This is a genomic window from Thermoplasmata archaeon, from assembly GCA_015063285.1.
Taxonomy (GTDB): domain Archaea; phylum Thermoplasmatota; class Thermoplasmata; order Methanomassiliicoccales; family Methanomethylophilaceae; genus Methanoprimaticola.
In genome coordinates, this window is record SUST01000012.1 from 1 (window position 1) to 21,669 (window position 21,669).

Sequence of the window (21,669 nt, forward strand, 5' to 3'; positions counted from 1 at the left end):
ATCGACCATGGAAAATCTTACATGGATCTTTCAGAGGAAGAGAAGAGGAAACTCTCCTCACTGATAGCGATAAAGCTCACCGAACAGGGAATGCTCGAACAGTCAATGAATGAGATTGCCCGCGCTAGATACTTCCTGAAAGGATTCAACATGGATGCGGAATACCTGTCATCCGTCCTCAACAGCTGCGGCCGTTCAGGATTCGGAGGGATCGGGATATCGGCAGGAATGGGCGACGCGAAGAGCATCGAGATGGGTGCAAAGCTCATGCATGAATCGGACAGAGACGTAGTCATCAACATGGTGGAGCTGGACAGCAAGGGGTTGAATCAGAGGAAGCACTTCCAATGGTTCGACAGTTCTGATTCTGGTTTCACCGGAATGCTCTGCGGTATCGCCATGCAATGCATAGGAGATCCGAACAAGCCTACTATCGGAATGAATCGGTCAAAGGAACCCGTGAACCTGTCGTCCAGAGGCATGTGGATACAGCTTGACAGAGGCATCGATCTGGCAGTCGCCATGAGGGAAGCATGCAACGCAGCAGGCGGGGACGGCGGCGGACACCGTATAGCTGCCGGAGGATCTGTTCCTTCGGAGAACGTCGAATTATTCCTGGAAAAACTAGATGAGATCCTGGAGAGGCAGCTCAGCTCCTCCATGTGACCTCGACCTCATCGGTCCTGAACCTTTGATTGATCTCAGTGTCTGCGATATCCATTCTGACACCGGATTCATACATCTCGCTTCCGAGCCATGCGATCATCGCACCGTTATCCATACAGAATCTGCGGTCCGGACAATACATCTCTGCACCGCGGGCCTCGGCCATCTCCCTGACCATCTCCCTCAGACGCATGTTCTGGGCTACACCTCCCCCGAGAAGGACCTCATCCTTGCCTATATGGGCCATAGCCCTTTCGGTGACTTCTGTGAGCATTGCATATGCCGTCTCTTGTACGGACAATGCTATGTCTTCAAGAGGAACGCCCTTCTTCTGCAGCGCCAAGGCCGCTGTCATCAAGCCGGAGAATGCAACATCCATGCCTTTCACGGAATATGGCAGCTCATGGTATTCCTTGCCTTCCTTGGCCAGTTTCTCGAAGATCGGCCCCGCGTAGAATCCCATGCCAAGATCCCTTCCGAGCTTATCGAGCATATTGCCGATACCGATATCCTGTGTCTCGCCGAATATCCTGTAACGGCCTTCGGCGAACGCGATGACCTGCGTGTTTCCTCCGGATGCATAAAGCAGTGCAGGATCCTCGCAACCGCACAAAGCACGTCCGATCTCCACATGGGCGACACAATGATTCACTCCGACGATAGGGATACCCATGGTGCATGAAAATGCCCTTGCTGCCGTAGCTGCGACACGAAGGCACGGACCTAATCCCGGACCCATGGAGAAGGATATCACATCGATGTCTTTGGGTTTCAGTCCCGAGACGTCAAAGGCCTGCTGCATTATCCTGGAAACCACATCTACATGGTGGTTCGCAGCTTCCCTGGGATGCAGACCTCCGTTCTTGGGCTTGAACATGTCCAGCTCGTTGGCCAGAACATTGTGATCGGAATCCACGATCCCGACCCCAAGAGTGTGTGCAGTACCCTCGATACCTAGTGTGATCATCGCCTGTCAATCCTGCTGTGGCTAAAAAAGTTTATGTACTGTCAGTATATCGTCCACACATCGGACCCGTGGTCTAGGGGTTATGACGTCGCATTGACATTGCGGAGGTCGCCGGTTCAAATCCGGCCGGGTCCACCATGTTTCTCTTAAATTCTCATCTGTTCACAGGACTATGCAAATGTCCAGCTGCACGTATCATCCAAGAATTTTGGGAAAAATACAATAGTCATAATTTATTGACTAATTATTGATGATATCATCAGACATTCTACGAATAACGCTAATAAATTGACATTATTTTGATAATTCGCAGTAAAACTAACGTTATTATCAGTAATCCATTGACTTTGTACGAATTCCGATTATGTTCAGAAATCATTATATTATATTCGGATGGTGAGGAACGCATAGATTGACAGCTAGAAAACGCTGTGAAATCGAATTAAAGATATGAAGGGGAACAAATGAGTTTCAGTGATCTTCTGAACGATATATTCAGTCCTTTGAATGAATATATCTGGTATATCGCCTTCGTCTGTCTCATCGGTCTTGGTCTGTACTTCCTTGTCAGGCTCAAGTTCATGCAGGTCGTTCACATAAAGGAGAACGCAACACTTGCAGTTACCGGTGTCAACGACAAGACGGACGGCAAGAAATTGTCTTCGTTCGAAGCATTCTGTCTGGGAATGGGTGCGCGTATCGGTGTAGGTAACATCGCCGGAGTCGCTACCGCTATCGCTACTGGAGGACCCGGAGCGGTCTTCTGGATGTGGATCTTCGCACTGATCGGTGCAGGAACCAGTTTCATGGAATCCACAGCAGCCCAGATCTACAAAGAGAAGAAGTCAGACGGCAGTTACTACGGAGGACCCGCATACTACGCAACCAAAGGTCTGAAGAAGAGATGGCTCGGGGTCGTCCTGGCCATCCTGATCACGGTCACTTTCGGTATCGGATTCGTCGGTGTCCAGGCAAGCAACTCCTCTGCAGCTATCGTCGAGGCATTCAATGTCGACTCCCACATCGTAGGATTCGTCATCGCACTGATCGCCGGACTCGTAATCTTCAGCGGAACAAAGATCGTCGGAAGGTTCTCAGCGAAGATCGTTCCCGCAATGGCGGTTTTCTGGATTATCTTCACAATCGCAATCATCGTCATGAACTTCGGCAACGTCGGCAACGCATTCGCCATGATCTTCCAGTATGCCTTCTCCGCACCCGCACTGCTCGGTGGTGGAATCGGTACCATCATCATGGTCGGACTGAAGAGAGGAGTCTTCTCGAACGAGGCGGGTCTGGGATCCATCGCGAACCTCGCAGGTACCGCAGACACCACCCACCCCGTCAAGCAGGGACTCATCCAGTCCTTCGGAGTTATCGTCGACACCGTTATCGTCTGTACCTTCACCGCAATAGCGGTCCTGTCCTTCGGTAACTGGGAAGAGGTCATGGCATTGGGACTCAGGGGAGCACCTCTCGTTCAGGAGGTCGCATCCCAGGCTCTCGGAACATGGGCACCCACGCTCATCGCCATGTTCCTGTTCGTGTTCGCATTCACCAGTATGCTCGGATACTACACCATGTCCGAGGCAAACCTGAGGTTCGTCAAGGATCACAACACCGTCGTGTTCGTACTCCGTGTCGTCGTCGTACTGGTAGCCTTCGCATCCTGTACCATCAGCACCGCGCTGATGGATCTGATTTCGGATACATTTATGGCAGCCATGGGAGCGGTCAACGTGATCGTGGTCGCTCTGCTGGCAAAACCTGTCATGGAAGCATATAGGGATTACAGGAAACAGCAGAAGGAAGGCATCAAAGAACCGATCTTCCACAAATCAGCCCTCTCGGACTCCGATGGAGTCACAGAGTGGGAAGACTGATAAAATCAATTACGGGGGGAGACCCCCGGTTATTTTTTTCTTTTTATCTCGGATCACATCACGACTAGATTCTCGGAGAGTATGGCTTCCTTGTGGTCCTTACGGCCCAATGCCTTCTCCAATTCATCAGTGTGCTTACCTGCGATTACAGAGAGCTCTTTGGAATCGTAACCCGATATCCCCTTAGCAATCCTGTTTCCTTCGCAGATTATGTCGACGACCTCGCCCTTCCCGAACGTGCCTTCGACTGCCCTTATTCCTACTGGGAGCAGGGATTTGTGATCCAGGACAGCCTTCTCGGCACCCTCATCTATGACTATCCTTCCAGAGGCATGAGCGGATTTGATCCATCTGCGCTTCTTGGAGATCTCGTTATCGGAAACGAATATGGTACCGATGTCGTCGCCTGTGGCTGCTCTGTAGACCGCATCGGGTTCCTTGCTGGAGGCGATTATCATGCTGCAGCCTGCATCCTTGCATATTGCTGCCGCATCGAGTTTCGTCCTCATGCCGCCAGTTCCCAATCCGGTGCTGCTGTCCCCTGCCATGGAACGGACGGAATCAACATCATGGACCTCCGGTACGAGCTTGGCATCCGGATTCTTAGTGGGATCTGAATCGTAGAGGCCGGCCACATCGGAAAGGATCACCAGAAGGTCTGCATCCGTCCTGCTTGCCACTATCGCGGAAAGCGTATCATTGTCACCGAACTTGATCTCCGTGATGCATACCGCATCGTTCTCGTTGAAGATCGGCACCACGCCGTTGTCGAGGAGTGAATTGATAGTATTGTTGAGGTTGATGGCGCTCTCTCTGTCAGAGTACGTATCCAATGACATCAGGATCTGGCCTACGATCATGCCCTGCCTCTGGAAACTATCCGCCCACCTCTGCATCAGGATGCTCTGGCCCACTGAAGCGGCAGCCTGTCTGATCGGGATATCGTTGGGATTGGCGTTGACCTTCATCGCCCTGAGTCCGACACCGATAGCACCGGAAGTGACTATCAGAACCTCCTTGCCCTCATCCTTCAGGGCCCTGACCTGCTCGGCCACGGAATCCATGAAATCGATGGATATGGTCCTCCTACCCTGCATCAGGGATGTGGTACCGATCTTGATGACGACACGATCGACGGTTCCGAGAGTCTCCTTCCTTGTCATTACATCACCTCAGCGGACATTCATTGTCAAGATGCCTGTGCGTGAATTGTTTTGCATCCTTTCCGACATAGTCCTTGACGACCTGGCCGTTTCCGATAAGGACGTACTTGTAAATCATCAGCCCTTCCATTCCCATAGGGCCGCGGGCGTGTATCTTGTTGGTGCTGATTCCTACCTCCGCACCCTTGCCGAACCTGTATCCGTCGGCGAAACGGGTGGAAGCGTTGACGAACACATCTGCCGAATCCACCATCTTCGCGAACACTGCCGCTTTGGCCATGTTGTTGGTGATGATGGCATCCGTGTGATGCGAACTGTGAGTGTTGATGAAATCTATGGCCTCCTGAAGCGAATCGACTACCTTGACAGAAACTATGAGATCTCCGTACTCTGCATACCAATCCTCTTCGGTGGCAGGCTTGGCATCCTTTATGACTTGGAGCGTACGCTCGTCCCCCCTGACCTCCACCTTGTTGTACTGGAATGAGGAACCGAGCTTGACCAGGAATTCATCCGCAATCTTGGAATCCACGAGGATGGTCTCCACCGCATTGCACACCGCGGGATACTGGACCTTTGAATCTGTGGCTACCTCCACTGCAAGCTTCTGGTCGCATTCCGAATCGACATAGATATGACATATCCCTGCGGCGTGTCCCAGCACCGGGATCCTGGTGTTCTCCTGAACGTATCTGACGAAACTGTTGGAACCCCTTGGGATGAGCAGATCGATGTATCCGTCCATGCTGAGGATCTCCTTGAAATCCTCCCTTGATTCCATGAGCACGAAGGCCGACTCGGGAACGCCCGAATCCACTGCCGATATGCGCAGGATGTCGAACAATGCTTTGATGGTGCGGTAAGCTTCGCTCCCGCCTTTGAATGCCACACAGTTGCCTGATTTCAGACAGAGGGACATGATCTGCGGTACAACATCGGGACGTGATTCGAAAACGACACCGAGCATACCGACGGGACATCTGACCTGATACAGGACGAGGTCCTCGTCCAATTCTGTGGTGGAGATGGTCTCTCCAACAGGATCCTTAAGGGACTTGACACTCCTGATCCCTTTGACCATCTCATCGATCTTGGCATCGTCCACGACCATGCGTTTGTACATCGGCACAGGTATGGTGTCCTTTACCTCATCCAGATCCTTCTGGTTCTCTTCCAGGATGATCGAACGGTTCCTATCCAGCGCCATGGCCATGGCTTCCAAGGCCTTGTCCTTGACATCCGTGGATAGGACGGACATATCGACTGTGGCCGCCTTCGCCGCCTTGATACGATCAGTAATATCAGTCATTAACTGGCGATAGACGAAGATATTTAATAGAGTAATCATGTCGGGAGACCCAAGCCGAGATAGCCAAGCCCGGTATGGCGGCGGTCTCGAAAACCGCTGGGCCTCGCCCTCGGGAGTTCGAATCTCTCTCTCGGCGCCATTTCTACCTTCATAAGATCCGCTCTATGAAGGCATGTTGAGGTCATACCAACACGCTGGTCACTAAGCTCAATAATCGATGACAAATGTGTACTTACACTGTAATCGGGATCACCGATATGTGATCACAATCGCACCATCAAGACTTCGGTCCGTCACAGGCCCCATACTGAGAATAATGTGGACCTCCCGTATCCCGGGAGGTCCAATGAGTTTGAGACCCGTGCATGATGCACGGGAAATCGTTTTCAGGCTCTCCTGACGTATACCACGGCAGCTACGATTATGATGGCCGCTATCGCACAGCCGACACCGATCAGAAGGGAGTTGTCGATGCCGTTCTCGGCCGCAGGCTCCTCAGTGACTTCCAAAATAGCATAGACGGAGTGGTGGGTGGAATAGACGGTCATCTGCTTGGTATCAGCGTCATAAACGTATGACATCGCTTCCTTGTTACCGTTGTCATCCACGTAGAATGCACCGTAGTTGGTCCAGTTCCTGCTGTTTTCGAAGGTGAAGGTCATAGCGACGGTCCCCTCGATATCCGAGATGTACTCGTCACCTGCCATCGCCTTGACGGTGATGAACGTCGCATCGGCAACGACTGCCTTCTGGGCATCGTTGAGCTCGGATGCGTTGTCCTTCTCCATGCTCACGGTCACCTCTCCGGATGCTCTGGAGAACCTTCCGAGCGCATCGCTGTCGTACTTCAGGGATACTTCCTGCGAGACTACGTTGAGGGATGTGCTGTTGTCAGCAAGGATACGGAGTGCATCCTGCGATACAGTGGCGGTTGCCGAATCGCCCGAGTTGACATTCAGGACCTTCGACGCGTCTCCTGAGATCTGCGCCATCTCCGCTACCTTGTTGGCGTATTCCACAGCGTTCTCGATATCGGAAGCGGATAATACGGATTCTCCTGTAGCATAGTTGAGCGTGGTCTCGATGGTCTCGACCTTCTGGGAACCCTCGCCGGTCGTAGAAGCGACCGCGGTGACGGATTTCTCGGCAAGGCTCGTGGCCTCGACGGTTCCGGTCTTGGTCTCGTTTCCGTTCTGGTCGAGGGCTGTGACCGTCGTCTCCTTGATGGAATCGGTATCCGTCAGGGTTATGGTGTATTCGGTCTTGGTTGTGGACATCATATTGTCCTGTGCGTCTTTGATCACCTCTGTGATCGCCGCGCTGATGGTAGTAACGTCCCCATTGGTCGTATTAACTAGGGTGGATTCGATCTCGTATTTGGTGACGGTTCCATCCGTTGCAGTCTCAGTTACCATAGATGAAGTATTAACCTGCTTTCCACCGGAGATAATCTGAGTCGAGGTCTCTGATTCAGTGACCTTGACTGAGGACTTTTCTCCTTCGACGGTTGTCTCGGTAGTCGTAGTACTAACGGTGACCTCCCCTCCGGTTGTGGACATGGTAGATTCGGATTCGGTGATGACAGATACATCTCCGGATATCTCGGTAATCTTGGCCTTCTCCACCACAGTGCCGTCACCCACGGTGATCTCCTTCTCTGTGGAGATGGTAGACGTTGTATTTCCTGACGAATCCTTGACCTCCGAGGACTCGACAACCACACTGGTGTTACCTGTCGTGGTCGTAGTGGTCTTCGTCTCAATGGTCGATACGACATTACCTGATGCATCTTTGGATACCTCAGACGTGGTTGAATCCGCAATAGTGTTTCCCTGCTCGTCAGTCTTTTCAACTGTCGTGGTCTGTACCTCCGAAATGGATCCGTCGACATTGACAGTGGTGGATGATTCCTTCACATCCTTACTTCCATCCTCATTCACAGTCTCCTGTGTTGACGAGTGCGTCTTGGACCCTTCATCCGAAATCTTCGTATCCTCGTATTCGACCGGTGTCGGTTCTGGAGTGGGTTTAGGGGTTGGGGTTGGATCGGGAGTTGGCGTAGGTGTTGGAGTTGGGGTTGGGGTTGGATCGGGAGTTGGCGTAGGTGTTGGAGTTGGGGTTGGGGTTGGATCGGGAGTTGGCGTAGGTGTTGGAGTTGGAGTCACACGCTCCTTGCTGGTGAAGGTTGCAAGGTATGTCACATCACCAGAAACGGGAACCAACGCAGGCGACCATCCTGAGAAACTGTATGTGTACCTGGCATCCGACTGCTTGGTAGGATTGTCTCCGTCATAAGACGGCACAGTTCCATAAGGTACACCTTCATCTGTCTCAAGGACGACGTCCCCATTCTTCCACACAACGGTGTAAGTGTTGATCTCAGTCTTCACTGAGATGCTGCAGTCCTCCTTCACATTGGTGAAGTGATATGAGAATGATCCGTCCTGAGCTACATTAGTTATCGACTTATCACCATAACCGATGTTGTATGACACCAGATGATAGCCTGTCTTTGGAGTGAACACCATTTCCTTAGCATCAGAACCGGAACCTACGCTCTGACTTGCGTTGGTGACCGTACCGTTCGCATCGATAGATGCTGTGACCGAATATGTCTGGATGATGCATATAGCTGAGATGGTAACATCTCCTGAAACCACCCCCTTCTCAATGGTTACCCTTCCATTCTCAAAACTATATCCGTCGCTGAGGACCTTATCACCGATCTTCACAACGATGGATGCAGGGAGGACGCATCCCTCGTTCGGGGTGATTTCTTCACTGACGAATTCCTGAGCAATGTTAGCAACAGATGCAGCAATGGATTGTCCATTTGTTATATCATAGGTCACAGTACGCTCAATAGCGCTGAATTCCACCTGGACCTCGACACTTTCTGAAGGCATCGTGAACGTGTATGTGTTCGAGCCTTCAGTAACAACTACTGGTGAAAGATCTGATTTCTTAAACGCCTGGACATTCTTGATAGCAAATCCGTTCTCAGGGATTACCGTCAGGGTCACCGTTTCATCAGCTGCGATGCTACCCGTCATATCCACGGTCACATCCCCCCCGACTTCTGTCGAAACTGGGGAAACGATTGTATTGACTGATACCGTATGTTCGTTCTCGGTGGCCGCAAAGACTGCGTGATATTCTACGTCTGACCAGACAGGAGTCAAATTAGGGTCAGGGTACCATCCGGAGAATGTGTATGTGTAATACTCATCTGCCTCCTTGGTCGGAGTGGAACCTCCATAATTCGGCTGCGTTCCTTCTTCAACCCATCTGTCTAACTCCAGGGTAGTGTTTCCATTCTTCCAGACCACTATGTGCTCATCGATCTCCTCTGCGTAGACATATATCTTGCACCTCTCGGTCACATTCAAGAAACGATATGTGAAGGTACCGTCCGCGTTCAGACGATCTATCAACTTGACATTCTCATGTAGATGGAGCCCTACACTGTATGCAACCAGACGGTATCCTTCAACCGGAGTGAACACCATCTCTGCCGCATCGGAACCGTATTCGACATATTGTGTCATATTGGTGACAGCAACAAATCTGCCTGAGGATCCATCAACCAAAAAGGTCCTTACAGTACATTCCGCAGATATGACCACATCTCCGGTCACGAATCCTTTATCGATAGTGACCCTGTCATTCGAGAAACTGTATCCGCTGGTCAAGGGCTCTCCGCCGACTGTCACGGTAACGGATTGCGGATTATAGTAACCCACCATCGGAAGGATAGGTTCGCTTGTGAAGGCCTCTCCGATGTTGGCCATGGAGTCTTTTATAGTCTGTCCGTTCACCAGACTGTAAGTGACCGTGTGCTGTATGGCATGGAACGAGGCATATACGTTCACATCCCCTTCAGGCATGATGAACTCATATTTGCCATCTTTTGGACTTATGTCCACTTCGGTCTTGTCCATTTTAACAATATGAACCCTACCAACCTCATAACCTGCCAATGGGGTGACCGTCAGGGTCACCTTTTCACCGGCCTCAATATTACCTTTCTTATCGACCGTTACGGATCCGCCTATCCCTGACGGTGAAGCGGTCGCACTCAGGAATATGGATCCCGAATCCGATATCGTATAGATTGCCGAGGCGGTTCCGCAATAGTTGCCGGTACCTGTCACCGTCACAACATAAACTCCAGGCTCAACGAAGGAGCCTTCCTCAATGTTATACGTGTAGGTTATGTTGCTGAAACCGGGCAAAGATACGCCCGTTATACTGGGAGCATGTGGCTGCCCGTTATATGCTACCGTACTCTGTTCCAGTGTGACAGTCGCTTCTGCAATGGACTTGGGATTTATCTTGCAGTCGACTCTTGTGAGCGGGACATTCTCATATCCATTTATACCGTCCGCCTTGTACCATACAACATAGGTTCCAGCATTGGTAGCGGCAGGATAATACACCCATGGGCTGGATCCTTTGTCAACCGCATAGGACTCCCGGAAGTCGGCATCATTGGGGTTTTCACCGATAGCGAACTTAAATATGGCATTCACGAAGAGCTCATGTGTATTTGTGATCAGTTCCTGGGCCCTTCCGTTGTATGTAAGCTCATTTGCCGATGGCAATTCGATGTTATGTTTCTCTAAAGCGATCGTAAGCGTCGCGGAACCGTTTCCTACGAAACGATAGTTATCAGCAACCATCGGCGTAGGATCGATTGTAATTGCGTATGTCCCGGATTCCAAATCCTTGTCATACTCATTTCCGTTCACAAGGAATATTGGGGCTCCTTTGCAAACGTCAGCTGATTCGGAATTCACGAGTCCTGTAACTTCGTATGTGAAATTGGGATTCTCTTCGTGACGGCTGATTGTCAGAGCTTTAGGGATCACATTCAGCGTTGCCTTGGATATTGTGACCCTGACCTGACCTTCCTTTGAATTCGTATGGTCCTCGTTCCCTACTGCCTTGTAGTAGACCGTGTAGGTACCGGCGTATATTCCGACAGGTATGTTCGTAGAATACTCACCGTCATTCAACTTGTACTGCATCGTACCATTGCTGCTGCTTCCGGCTTGGATCAGTTGCTGAGGCTGTCCGGTGTATGTCAGTGTTTTACCTGTAGGCGCAACAGCTATGGTCGCCCTTTCTGCTGCGAGGATGGTATAGTTTTCCTTTATGGGGGGAGCATCCGAGTAATCCCCTATTCCCTTTATGACAACGGTAACTGTTCCCGGATTCTTGGTATCGACACTAATGTCGCCGTTCCTCTCGAACGATATTGTGTAATCAAGACCTACAGCCAGCCATGTGTTACCTGAGAATACAGATACCAAGGGAACATGGTCCTTACCATCGAAGATATACTCATTCGCATTGAGTGACACCTTCATATCCGCAACGCGCCTGGTCAGTTTACCATCAACGAGCTCGAACGTCGAATTCCGGACCTTCTGAGGAACAGCATCGATCCCTCCGGTTGTTCCTGTGAAATCGATGAGCTTTCCTGATTCGTCATACAGCATAAGGCCGAACAGAGCATCTTTTTGTATAGTCTGGATATCGGGGCCGAAAGTAATCGATTTCAAACTGGTCGAATTGACGGGACGATAGAACGCTTTCTCATGGATATTCATTAATCTAGGAGGCAAAACGACCTTCTCCAGATTGGGCAAGTCGTAGAACGCATACGCCCCTATGTCGAAAAGTGAAGGGGTATTGAATTCCACGGTCTTTATCTGATCCCTGAATTTATACCACGGCATGCTTGTAGCCTGATAATCGTCAATCGAGTATCCGCCGCCGTAGATTCTCAGCACTTTAGTTTCGCTGTCGAATGACCAGTGCACATCGCCGAAGAATGCGCATGAACCGCTTGTGACTTCTTCGGTTGCGGGCCTGTAGCCGGCATCCCTGTATACCAACGAGATTTCAGGTTTAAGGACGGTGAAATTACCCTCCGCGATATTATTGGTGGAATAGATTGCGATCGTTTTATTCTTACTGAGAATCCCGAAAAGGTAATTTGGATTGTATTGTACTTGCCATTCATTTCCTGTGAATGTTAAGCTCTGGAGATTCATGCACATGACGAATGCTCCCTCTCCAAGATTGATCGTTGAGGGCATGGTGATCCTTTGTATATTTGGGAGGTCAAGAATATTCCTACTGAAATTTGAACACCTGAGCTCTTTCAATGTACTTGGCAAAAACAATTGCACAGCGGAACGTGGGAATTTACAGTTCGGACCCAAATCCGTCACTCCCTTCCCCACTATTACTGTTTTCATATCGAATGATGTGGATATCCATGGTTCGCCGTTAACTGTTGTCTTTCCGTCTGTTACAGTATGTTTGATTATATGGAGCGTATTTCCTCTGACTACCCAGAAAACATCATCCTGGATGCCTGCAGAAGTTTGCATATGGATCTCTTCGATGCCCTTGTCATTGAAATATTCCGCAGCCTTGAAGAAAGGAGAATTGACATAGAAACTGAGTGCTGGGTGCAAATTGAATGCATCAGAGGCAATATCATTCTTGTAGTCCATGGTGAAGCTTTCAAACATCAGATCGTGCAACATGTTACAGTCTTTGAATGCACGGCTTTCTATTTTCTCTACAGTAGCAGGGATGGTAAGCCATCTTATGTTGCCGCAGCCCTCGAATGCCTTGGCACCGATTGTTTTGAGCTTGATGTTTGTATCTTGATCTGTAGTAAGCCCGATTTCGGGGACGTATTTTGTATTATTCATATCTATAGCGACAGACCCTAGATTCAGATACTTCATTGAAGTACATCCATAGAAGCATTCATACTCCACCTTTTCCACATTCGAAGGTATGGTGATCGATGTTATTGATGTACACTGCTTGAACGCTGCCTCTCCCAAGGAACTCAGACTGCTGGGCAGGGATAAGACGGCCAGCCTCTCGCATTTCTCGAATGCGTGGGAACCGATGGATGTAATGGATGACGGCATACTGATAGATGTGATCTTGCTCCCAATGAAAGCGTAGTCCCCTATCGACTTTACGTTCGGTTTGACAGAGACTTCGGTGACGCCATCCCAAAGAGCGGGCGACTCCCATGCGGGGCGAAGCGAAGATGAATACTTGTTCATGGGAGCATCTCCATCTGTGCTGGATTCCAATGTCAGTTTACTTCCGATGATACTCCATCTGATGCTGCCTTCTACCCCTGAGGACGCATAGTATTGCATCTTCGTGCTTCCCAGTTTACCATCTGCGACGTTGTTGTGCGAATACACTTCGCACTGATCCACATTACCTAGCGAGAATGCTCCCTCCCCAATGGTCTTCTCACTCCAGGTCTCACCTGTGAAATAGATGCACTGAAGCAAGCATCCGGAGAATGCATCGGATCCGATCTGCGTCAAAGAATCGGTGAACACGAGCATCCTCGCCTTGTCGCATCCGGAGAATGCATGGCTTCCGATGGATGTGACGGATGATGGCAGGTCCAAAGTTTCTACGGTATACGTTTCCAGGCCCTTGGTCGGATTGATGATCGTCTTCAAGGATCCGCAGTCCGCGAATGCATAACCTCCGATCGTTGTCACTGAATTGGGAAGGATGAAGGACTCTATCCCGGTACCGGAGAATGCATTGGATCCGATCTGCGTCAGACTGTAAGGAAGAACGATGTGTTTGATCTGCGAGAGTCCATAGAAAGCATAATCGCCTACGTTCGTGATGCCTTCAGAGATTACGACCCAAGAGACATCTTCCCATCCGAACGCCGATTCCCATGCTGGGCGCAGCGGCAGCGAAGATGAATAATTGGACATCGAGGCTGTGCTGCCATTCGGTCTAAGGTACAAGGTATCCCCGGAAACGGTCCAATGGATATTTCCATCTAAGTCAGAGGTACTCTTGTAAGTGATGATGACATGTTCTCTATACGACGGAATCTTTCCGGATGCACTGTTATCCTGAGAGTAAACAGTGATATTCTTGTCGGTGTCTTGAGTGATGAGATCACCGAAGAAATCGAATGCGCTATTTCCAATGGAATTGATACTCCAAGTTTCAAAATGCAGGACCTTCATGGTCAAACATGCGTAGAATGCATTCTCTCCGACGCCTGTGACCGAGGACGGTATGGTGACAGACGAAAGATTGCTGCATAACTGGAACGCGGATTCGCCTATGGTCGTAACCCCGGACGGGATGACGATGCTATTAAGGTTGGCGCACCCATAGAACGCATTGGATCCGATGGTCGTAACTTTCTGAGGGATATCGATCTTTGTCAGTGCCGTACATCCCTTGAACGCATAATTCGGGATGGATGTCAATTCCTTCGAAAGCGATATGGACGTCAGATGCGTACAGCCGCTGAACGCATAGGCCCCTATGGTTGTAACGGATGAGGGGACACTGATGTATTCGATATTCGGCCGGTTTTCGAACAAATAAGCTGGTACCTCGGTGACTCCGTTCTCGATGATCACATTCTTGATTCCGCCCCATAGGACCGAACTCTCCCATGCAGGGCGGACCTCGTGATTGTAAACGATCGTCTGACCGGATTCATTGGGTGCATTGTTTATCCTCAAGGTATCGTCCCTGATCTCCCAAGCCAGACCGTTCTCCGTGCCTCCATTGGACATATAGGTGACGTTATTGTCCCAATAGAATGGTTTTGCCACAGAAGCGCAATTATTAGGAGAATAAACGGTGACATTACCGCAGTTATCGAAGACCTTTTTGCCAGGTTCTATATTGATGGTGTCTTTATCCATCTGGTCGTTCAGGTAGTATACCGACATGAGGGACGAACAGCCGCGGAATGCCTGAGGGTGGATCTCACTGATCACAGGCGATAGGATGACGGTTTTCAAAGAGGTGCATCCGTCGAACGCATTGGCCCCGACCTTCTTGATACCGCTTCCGAACTCGATGTATTCAAGCGATGTGCAGTCTTTGAAGGCATCTCCACCAAAATACTTGACCGAACCACCGATCTTGACCTCCTTCAAGGAAGTACAGTTCATGAATGCGCCCTTACGGATCTCTTTCACCGAATCGGATACAATCACGCTCTCGAGGTTGGTGTTATTCCAGAACGCGTACCCGCCGATAGATGTGATCCCGTCGCATACGACGATATGCTTGACACTCTGTCTGAACCAGTCCGTATCCCAGTACGGGCGGTGGGCCGGCAGTGAATCACTTTCGCTATATCCAGGCCAGAAATCGATCATCGGAGACTCGAATGTATCCGACGTATTCGGTTGTATGTACATGGTGTCGCCATCGGTGATGGTAACAACGCTCCACTCATCGATTTCCACATCGTATGCTCCGTCCGTATCGGTCGAATCCGATACCGCTATCGCCGCGAACAGGACCGTCAGCACCGCGACCGCTATCATTATGTTCCTGAATGAATCGTTCCGTCCATATCCTTTCAAGCCCATATTATTCTCCTCTCTTGCTATTATGCCGCCTTCCTGACCATGCAACGGAATCCGTCGCTCGTAAATGATAATTGACTAATAGCCAGTAATCACTCCCTTGTCATCGGCGAGTCTATTGCACCATTAATGACGTTAAAATATAAAATGGACTCTTGGATTGTCATAGTTTTTAAAAGCATGCACCGTCCGTGAAAGATGGATGAGGGAGCGGACATCGATCCTATGACAGGGTCCGCCCCCGGGGCCGGGGTCCTGCGGTTAGGGGCCTATGGATATCATGGGTACGCATCCGCCTCTGATCCCAATTATTCGTTGATAAACCGCTCATTGGTTACCTTCCGGTAACAAAGTAACCTAATAGTTACTTTATTACCTGTTGGTTTCTTTTTGATACTTATATCCCTGATGATATGTGTCGTCTGCGAGGTAACTCAAATGAAAAATGAAACTGAGACGCTGAAGTACGGTTCTGTGACCACCATCTCCTGCGGGGATCTAAGCATCCGTGTATACACGACCGAGGATGCCATCGACGATCAGGTGATCATACTGGAAAAGAAAGGAAAGGGAGTGGTTATTGAACTCCCTGCATTCCACAACAGCATCCAGGAGATGGAATCCTATCTCAAGGAGAAGAACATCGAGGTCGAAGCGAAACTGGTATCGTATCATGCAGCCGGATCCTCGTTCCTTCCAAACGTCAAGAACTATCTTACCGAATCATCCGTCGCATACAACACCGACGGTGAAGGTGCGCAGCTCATCAAGAACTTCTCCGGAGCGTTCGGAGAGGGATTTGACTCCGGTAAGGTCAATTCAGGCGAGATACTTGGTGCCGGTATCGTGACCATAGCAGGGATTGATTTGGAAATCATCCCCAACGGCGATGCTTTTGAGGTCTACATCCCGCAGGCAAAAGCGGTCTACATCCACATGCTAGGCCACGACTGCCATTCGATAGTTGCTGGAGCTGGACACGCCGATGCGATAATATCTAATCTGAGGGGCTACCTTGACAGGGGTACAGAGATATTCCTGTCCTCACATTACGTTCCCGAGACGAGGAAGGATGTCGAGACCAAGATCTCCTATCTGGAGAAGATCAAGGAGATTGGTGCCTGTTGTTCATCAGCGTCGGAATTCAAGGAGAAGGTCAAAGAAGAATTCCCCGGGTATTCAGGTGAGAACTATCTTGACATGACCGCAGGGTTCTTTTTCAAGAACTGATATCACCGGTCGAGGTATTGATGATGAAAGAACTTCCCCTGTGTCCGGTCGAGGTGTCGCTGATGATGATCGGTGACAAATGGAAGGTACTGATCCTGAGGGAACTCATGGATGGCACCAAAAGATTCGGAGAGATCCTGGATGCCATCAACGGGATATCGCAGAAGGTTCTGACACAGAAGCTCCGTGAAATGGAATCGGACGGACTGCTGAACCGTGTAGCATATGCCGAGGTCCCTCCCAGAGTGGAGTACTCGCTAACCGACTTGGGCAAATCGCTGAGTCCGGTGCTTGACTCCTTAAAGGCCTGGGGCGAAGGATATAGGAAAGTGGAATCGTCATCATGAGTTCCGAACAATTTCTGAAACCTCTTCTGGAAGGTCTGATGAAAGATTCCAGGATTGCCTTTACCGGGGCTTCCGGTGGCATCGAAGGGGAGAGGATGCTCCTGCGTTCATACATGAATGTCAGGAGGCCCTCCCCGATCCCATCCGATCTTCTGGAGCTGCAAGACCGCTATCTCAAAGAAAGAAATGCCGAGAGGGGCGTGAATCCTGTGGAAAGAATTGCGACAGTGAACAAGTCCCTGGGAAGCAATAAGCGCTCTGCGGACCGGATCGCCCTATGGCAAGGGGACATAACAACTCTGGATTGTGATGCGATAGTGAATGCGGCCAATTCCCAGATGCTCGGATGCTTCCAGCCCTGCCATTCATGCATCGACAACTGCATCCATACCTATGCAGGGATGCAGCTGAGGATGGAATGCCATCGCAAGATGTCGGAAATGAGGACAGCCTTCGGCGATGATTACGAGCAACCCACATCGATCCCCATGTTGACCGATGCATACAACCTGCCCTGCAAGAATGTGATCCATGTGGTCGGGCCTATAGTCTATCACGACCTTACGAAGGAACATGAGCAATCACTGGCGCAGTGCTATACCAACGTACTCGAGATGTGCAGAGCGAATGGAATAAAGAGCGTAGCATTCTGCTGCATCTCCACAGGGGTATTCCGCTTCCCCAACATGAGAGCAGCGGAGATAGCGGTCGATACGGTATCAGAATGGTTAGAGAATGATGATTCTATGAAGGAGGTGATCTTCAATGTCTTCCTTGATAAGGATAGGGAAATCTATGAAAAGCTCCTATCCTGACATCCCTGACGGTTACAGGGAAACCATATCTGAGGGAATGAAATGCATCGGATTCCTGGATAGGAAACTGACCAGAGGAAGCGGTTCGGTCCAAGCCTTGAAGGAAGCCATGGATGATGCGGATGCGATAGTCGTCGGAGCGGGTGCAGGCCTGAGCACATCTGCAGGACTGACATACTCTGGGAAGAGGTTCATGTCGATCTTCTCCGATTTCCACAAGGAATACGGCATCACCGACATGTATTCCGGAGGATTCTATCCGTTCCCCTCCCCGGAGATCATGTGGGCATGGTGGAGCAGGCACATCTACTTCAACCGCTATGTCAACCCTCCGAAACCGGTTTACAACAACATGCTTTCGATACTGGATGGTAAGGATTATTTCGTGGTAACCACCAATGTCGATCACCAGTTCCAAAGGGCAGGTTTCGATAAGAAGAGATTGTTCTACACGCAAGGCGATTACGGACTTTTCCAAAGCACGGACCCGAATAACCACAGGACGTATGACAATGAGATTCAGATTTCCGCAATGCTTGAATCGCAGGGCTTTGTGAAGGACGGATCAGGAATCTATCAGTCTCCCCCGGACGGGGTATCGATGAGGATCGATCCGGAATTGATTCCGGTCTGCCCTGATGACGGCATGCCCATGACGCTCAACCTTAGATCCGATGATTCCTTTGTCGAAGATAACGGATGGAGATCGGCATCCGCCAGGTATTCTGATTACCTTCGTAGACATGAAGGCCAAAGCATCCTATATCTGGAGATAGGAGTTGGTTCCAATACGCCGGTGATCGTGAAGTACCCGTTCTGGTTCAGGACATGGAAGGATCCGAAGGCCAAATATGCCTGCCTGAACTATGGGGAAACCTATTGTCCAAAGGAGATTTCAGACAGGTCGATCTGCCTGAATGGAGATGTAGGGGACATTTTTCTGGATCTTGATGAAGCTTGAAACGGATCGAACGATGACGGATCCATTCGTTTCGAGGGAGTGAAGAACCTAAAACGACCTCGTTGATCCGAGAAGACCATTCTGAGAAACATGTATATCATCTGTGTTAAGGCTTTATGTGTATGAACTTAGTCCACAAGTTATGAGAGCATTTGTTATCAACGGAAGTCCCCGCAAGAAATGGAACACTGCGCAGGCCATCGACAGGGCCGGAGAGGCTCTGAAGGACAATGGATTCGAGGTAGAGAGGATAGACCTCTATGATTACACATTCAAAGGCTGCACAAGCTGCTTCGCATGCAAGCTGAAGGATGCAAAGACCAATGGCGTGTGTGCGATGAAGGATGACCTGCGCCCCGTCCTTGAGAAGCTCAGAGGAGCCGATGCTATCGTACTCGGGTCCCCAGTCTATTTCAGCCAGCCGCTTGGTCAGTATTTCTGACAACGGAACAATGTGTGGACCATACATCCAGAATTGGATCATACACAAAATCTGAAACCCTCGGATCACTGGTTTCGCGACGACATACATCATAACCCGAACGGCCAGGTAAATATACTCTTAGATTCTTCATCTTCTGAGAGATTCTATGATCGACGAGAATATTGGCAAACTTGGATTCGGACTCATGCGCCTTCCCAAGAAAGGAGATGAAATCGACATCGAGCAGACTAAGGAGATGGTCGATCTCTTCATGGATGCGGGATTCAACTACTTTGACACAGCCTGGGCATATCCGGGCAGCGAAGAAGCGATCAGACAGGCCCTCGTAGAAAGGTATCCCCGCGACAGCTACTACATCGCAACCAAGAATGCTGCATGGAGAGGCGCTAAGACAAAGGAAGAGGCTGTCGAACTGTTCGATGTATCTCTGAAACGCCTCGGCGTCGATTACGTAGACTTCTATCTGCTCCACAACCTGGGAAACGCCAGGACCGAGGTGTTCGAGAGATTCGGCCTATGGGAGTACTTCAAGGACCTCAAGGACCAAGGTAAGATCAAGCATTTCGGATTCTCATTCCACGATAAGGCAGACCTTCTCGAAAAGCTTCTGAAGGAACACCCGTATGTGGAATTCGTTCAGCTTCAGATAAACTACAACGACTGGGAAAGCAACGATATCCAATCCAGGAAATGCTATGAGGTTGCTAGGAAGTACAACGTACCGGTCATCGTGATGGAACCGGTGAAAGGAGGTCTGCTGGCCAATCCCCCTGAAAAGGTACAGAAGGTCTTCAAGGATGCCGAACCCGACAGCAGCTGCGCCTCCTGGGCCATCAGATTCTGTGCAGATAAAGAAGGGATACTCACAGTCCTCTCAGGGATGTCCAGCGTCGAACAGATGAAGGACAACCTGTCCTACATGAAAGGTTTCACAAATCTCACACAGGAACAGAGGGACACAGTGAAAAAGGCAACAGACATCCTGGCGACCTACCCAATCATCCCCTGCACCACATGCGACTACTGCGCAGAGGTTTGCCCGAAGAACATCGGGATCTCAGGAACGTTCATGGCATCCAATCAGGTCATACAATACGGCCTCTCTGATTTCTCAAAGGGTCAGCTGGACTGGCTGGTAGTCTGGCAAGGTAGGAAGATGGCCAACGAGTGCATAAAATGCGGTAAATGTGAGGATGTATGCCCTCAGCACATAAAGATACGCGACGAATTGGAGAGATGCACTGCCCTATTCGAGGGAAAGACCGTCCGATCACCATTAGGCGGTGACCTTCTCTTTCACCGCATTGACAAGCTCTGAAGGCATGCCCGCGAATCCAATCAGGTAATCGGTCATGACCTCTTCGGGATTGTATTCGCTGAAATCCATGTGGGTCCAGTCAACATCAAGGTAGTGCCCGATATACTCAGGATACTTGTACAGGTAAAGGACACGGTCAACATACATATTGGCTACGATCTCGTATTCATCAGAATACTTCTCGATATGATAGTAGTTGCACAAGGATTCCATAAAATCCTCCCTGATCTCTTCAAATGTAGAACCGGCCAGGGATTCGATCATAGCGCAGTATGCTCCGGTGCGGTCCTTTCCTTGGGTACAGAATATTCCGACACTACCTTCCGAATCAAGTAGAGATTCCAATACATAACGTGCCTGATCCGGGTGAGAATGCACGTTATGCGAAAGAATCTGTGCATAGACCTTGCCTTCTTTAAACAGAGAGGTCGCATAGGCATCAGGCAATTCCTGGCAACGTTCCTCCACTTCATCCATGCTCAGATCCATACAGATAAGGTTCTCAACACCGATGGACCTGTAATAATCATCACTGTATTGGGCGCGTTCGCTCTTATAGTTCCAAGGATTGGATGAGCGGTAGAACATATCGTCCTTCAGGTTTCCCCCTCTGAGCTCACGATAGTTCCCGAACACTTGGTCGTCATCATAATCGGTGCGCTTGTCGGTGTAACCCGCAAGGTAGTTGGGGACCTGCTTGTAATACGGGTTGTCTCCGATGACCTTTAGAGTTAACATGTCCCCGTTGACTAATCCGGTCTCTTCGATGAGACTGCCAGAGACGATACCGATAACAATTCTTTGAGACAACTCGCTGTAGTGGATATATGGAGCGAAGGATGCGGAACTGCCGTGAGAATCGGCAAACATCGCAACGAAATGTTTAGAATCGCCGTAATCGACTCTGATATCGCATCCAGGATGGGCTCCGATGGACATCAGATCCTCGCTGCTGACATCCAGATAAGAACTGTACTCCTCAACGATTATCGTTGCCTGAAGAGTCGGAGTGTCTTCTGCGGTGGCGAAGCTGAAGATAAGACATAGCACGACAGCGCCAGTCGCGACGGCCGCTATGACAGTGCCTTTTCCCATGAGCGTGCGAAGACGTGACCAGTAAAGAATCTTATCCCGAATGAGGGC

General features: G+C 50.0%; 13 protein-coding genes and 2 tRNA genes. 10 read left to right on the forward strand and 5 right to left on the reverse strand.

Going from position 1 to position 21,669, the window contains the following annotated elements:
* Positions 1-21: 21 nt before the first annotated feature.
* Positions 22-666 carry a DHH family phosphoesterase gene (locus E7Z62_06875; protein MBE6522827.1) on the forward strand — a complete coding sequence of 215 codons (645 nt, stop codon included), beginning with the start codon at positions 22-24 and terminating at the stop codon, positions 664-666.
* Here E7Z62_06875 and E7Z62_06880 read toward each other — a convergent pair.
* Positions 650-1,633 carry a bifunctional N(6)-L-threonylcarbamoyladenine synthase/serine/threonine protein kinase gene (locus E7Z62_06880; protein MBE6522828.1) on the reverse strand — a complete coding sequence of 328 codons (984 nt, stop codon included), beginning with the start codon at positions 1,631-1,633 and terminating at the stop codon, positions 650-652. The two genes, E7Z62_06875 and E7Z62_06880, sit on opposite strands and share 17 nt — an antisense overlap.
* A gap of 62 nt (positions 1,634-1,695) precedes the next feature.
* Between E7Z62_06880 and E7Z62_06885 the strand changes: the two genes are divergently transcribed.
* A tRNA-Val gene (locus E7Z62_06885) sits at positions 1,696-1,771 on the forward strand.
* Between the two features lie 326 nt (positions 1,772-2,097).
* The gene (locus E7Z62_06890; GenBank protein ID MBE6522829.1) at positions 2,098-3,516 is read left to right on the forward strand and encodes an alanine:cation symporter family protein; all 1,419 of its coding nucleotides are present in this window, start codon (positions 2,098-2,100) and stop codon (positions 3,514-3,516) included.
* Positions 3,517-3,569: 53 nt separating this feature from the next.
* Here E7Z62_06890 and proB read toward each other — a convergent pair whose 3' ends face one another.
* Both proB and E7Z62_06900 read right to left on the reverse strand, forming a co-directional pair.
* Positions 3,570-4,679, reverse strand: coding sequence for a glutamate 5-kinase (gene proB, locus E7Z62_06895; GenBank protein MBE6522830.1), 1,110 nt, complete (start codon positions 4,677-4,679; stop codon positions 3,570-3,572).
* A gap of 4 nt (positions 4,680-4,683) precedes the next feature.
* Positions 4,684-5,988: a glutamate-5-semialdehyde dehydrogenase gene (locus E7Z62_06900; GenBank protein MBE6522831.1), complete on the reverse strand. Its 1,305-nt coding sequence runs from the start codon at positions 5,986-5,988 to the stop codon at positions 4,684-4,686.
* 53 nt (positions 5,989-6,041) lie between these two features.
* Between E7Z62_06900 and E7Z62_06905 the strand changes: the two genes are divergently transcribed.
* Positions 6,042-6,127, forward strand: a tRNA-Ser gene (locus E7Z62_06905).
* 247 nt (positions 6,128-6,374) lie between these two features.
* Here the strand turns inward: E7Z62_06905 and E7Z62_06910 are convergent.
* On the reverse strand, positions 6,375-15,413 hold the full coding sequence (locus E7Z62_06910) for a hypothetical protein (GenBank protein ID MBE6522832.1): 9,039 nt from the start codon (positions 15,411-15,413) through the stop codon (positions 6,375-6,377).
* 435 nt (positions 15,414-15,848) lie between these two features.
* On the opposite strand from E7Z62_06910, the gene E7Z62_06915 reads away from it, so the two are divergent.
* The 6 genes from E7Z62_06915 to E7Z62_06940 all read left to right on the forward strand — a co-directional run bounded on the left by E7Z62_06915 (position 15,849) and on the right by E7Z62_06940 (position 20,526).
* The gene (locus E7Z62_06915; protein ID MBE6522833.1) at positions 15,849-16,640 is read left to right on the forward strand and encodes a hypothetical protein; all 792 of its coding nucleotides are present in this window, start codon (positions 15,849-15,851) and stop codon (positions 16,638-16,640) included.
* A gap of 20 nt (positions 16,641-16,660) precedes the next feature.
* Positions 16,661-16,987, forward strand: a complete 327-nt coding sequence (locus E7Z62_06920) for a winged helix-turn-helix transcriptional regulator (GenBank protein ID MBE6522834.1) — start codon at positions 16,661-16,663, stop codon at positions 16,985-16,987.
* Positions 16,984-17,802: a protein-ADP-ribose hydrolase gene (locus E7Z62_06925; GenBank protein ID MBE6522835.1), complete on the forward strand. Its 819-nt coding sequence runs from the start codon at positions 16,984-16,986 to the stop codon at positions 17,800-17,802. The genes E7Z62_06920 and E7Z62_06925 overlap by 4 nt, the downstream gene beginning before the upstream one ends.
* Positions 17,783-18,763 carry a hypothetical protein gene (locus tag E7Z62_06930; GenBank protein MBE6522836.1) on the forward strand — a complete coding sequence of 327 codons (981 nt, stop codon included), beginning with the start codon at positions 17,783-17,785 and terminating at the stop codon, positions 18,761-18,763. Before E7Z62_06925 ends, E7Z62_06930 begins: the two co-directional genes overlap by 20 nt.
* Positions 18,764-18,905: 142 nt before the next feature.
* A complete protein-coding gene (locus E7Z62_06935) occupies positions 18,906-19,205 on the forward strand; it encodes a flavodoxin family protein (protein MBE6522837.1) in 300 nt (99 codons plus the stop codon).
* A gap of 148 nt (positions 19,206-19,353) precedes the next feature.
* Positions 19,354-20,526 carry a Fe-S oxidoreductase gene (locus E7Z62_06940; GenBank protein MBE6522838.1) on the forward strand — a complete coding sequence of 391 codons (1,173 nt, stop codon included), beginning with the start codon at positions 19,354-19,356 and terminating at the stop codon, positions 20,524-20,526.
* On the opposite strand, the gene E7Z62_06945 is transcribed toward E7Z62_06940, so the two are convergent.
* Positions 20,485-21,621 carry a tyrosine-protein phosphatase gene (locus E7Z62_06945; protein ID MBE6522839.1) on the reverse strand — a complete coding sequence of 379 codons (1,137 nt, stop codon included), beginning with the start codon at positions 21,619-21,621 and terminating at the stop codon, positions 20,485-20,487. The genes E7Z62_06940 and E7Z62_06945 overlap by 42 nt on opposite strands.
* Between the last annotated feature and the right edge of the window lie 48 nt (positions 21,622-21,669).

What these genes read in the sequence shown, in the direction of transcription:
- E7Z62_06900 (MBE6522831.1), bottom strand. Translation starts at nt 5,988, where the DNA reads ATGACTGATATTACTGATCGTATCAAGGCGGCGAAGGCGGCCACAGTC.
- E7Z62_06945 (MBE6522839.1), bottom strand. Translation starts at nt 21,621, where the DNA reads ATGGGAAAAGGCACTGTCATAGCGGCCGTCGCGACTGGCGCTGTCGTG.
- proB (MBE6522830.1), bottom strand. Translation starts at nt 4,679, where the DNA reads ATGACAAGGAAGGAGACTCTCGGAACCGTCGATCGTGTCGTCATCAAG.
- E7Z62_06940 (MBE6522838.1), top strand. Translation starts at nt 19,354, where the DNA reads ATGATCGACGAGAATATTGGCAAACTTGGATTCGGACTCATGCGCCTT.
- E7Z62_06880 (MBE6522828.1), bottom strand. Translation starts at nt 1,633, where the DNA reads ATGATCACACTAGGTATCGAGGGTACTGCACACACTCTTGGGGTCGGG.
- E7Z62_06910 (MBE6522832.1), bottom strand. Translation starts at nt 15,413, where the DNA reads ATGGGCTTGAAAGGATATGGACGGAACGATTCATTCAGGAACATAATG.
- E7Z62_06875 (MBE6522827.1), top strand. Translation starts at nt 22, where the DNA reads ATGGATCTTTCAGAGGAAGAGAAGAGGAAACTCTCCTCACTGATAGCG.
- E7Z62_06920 (MBE6522834.1), top strand. Translation starts at nt 16,661, where the DNA reads ATGATGAAAGAACTTCCCCTGTGTCCGGTCGAGGTGTCGCTGATGATG.
- E7Z62_06930 (MBE6522836.1), top strand. Translation starts at nt 17,783, where the DNA reads ATGAAAAGCTCCTATCCTGACATCCCTGACGGTTACAGGGAAACCATA.
- E7Z62_06890 (MBE6522829.1), top strand. Translation starts at nt 2,098, where the DNA reads ATGAGTTTCAGTGATCTTCTGAACGATATATTCAGTCCTTTGAATGAA.
- E7Z62_06925 (MBE6522835.1), top strand. Translation starts at nt 16,984, where the DNA reads ATGAGTTCCGAACAATTTCTGAAACCTCTTCTGGAAGGTCTGATGAAA.
- E7Z62_06935 (MBE6522837.1), top strand. Translation starts at nt 18,906, where the DNA reads ATGAGAGCATTTGTTATCAACGGAAGTCCCCGCAAGAAATGGAACACT.
- E7Z62_06915 (MBE6522833.1), top strand. Translation starts at nt 15,849, where the DNA reads ATGAAAAATGAAACTGAGACGCTGAAGTACGGTTCTGTGACCACCATC.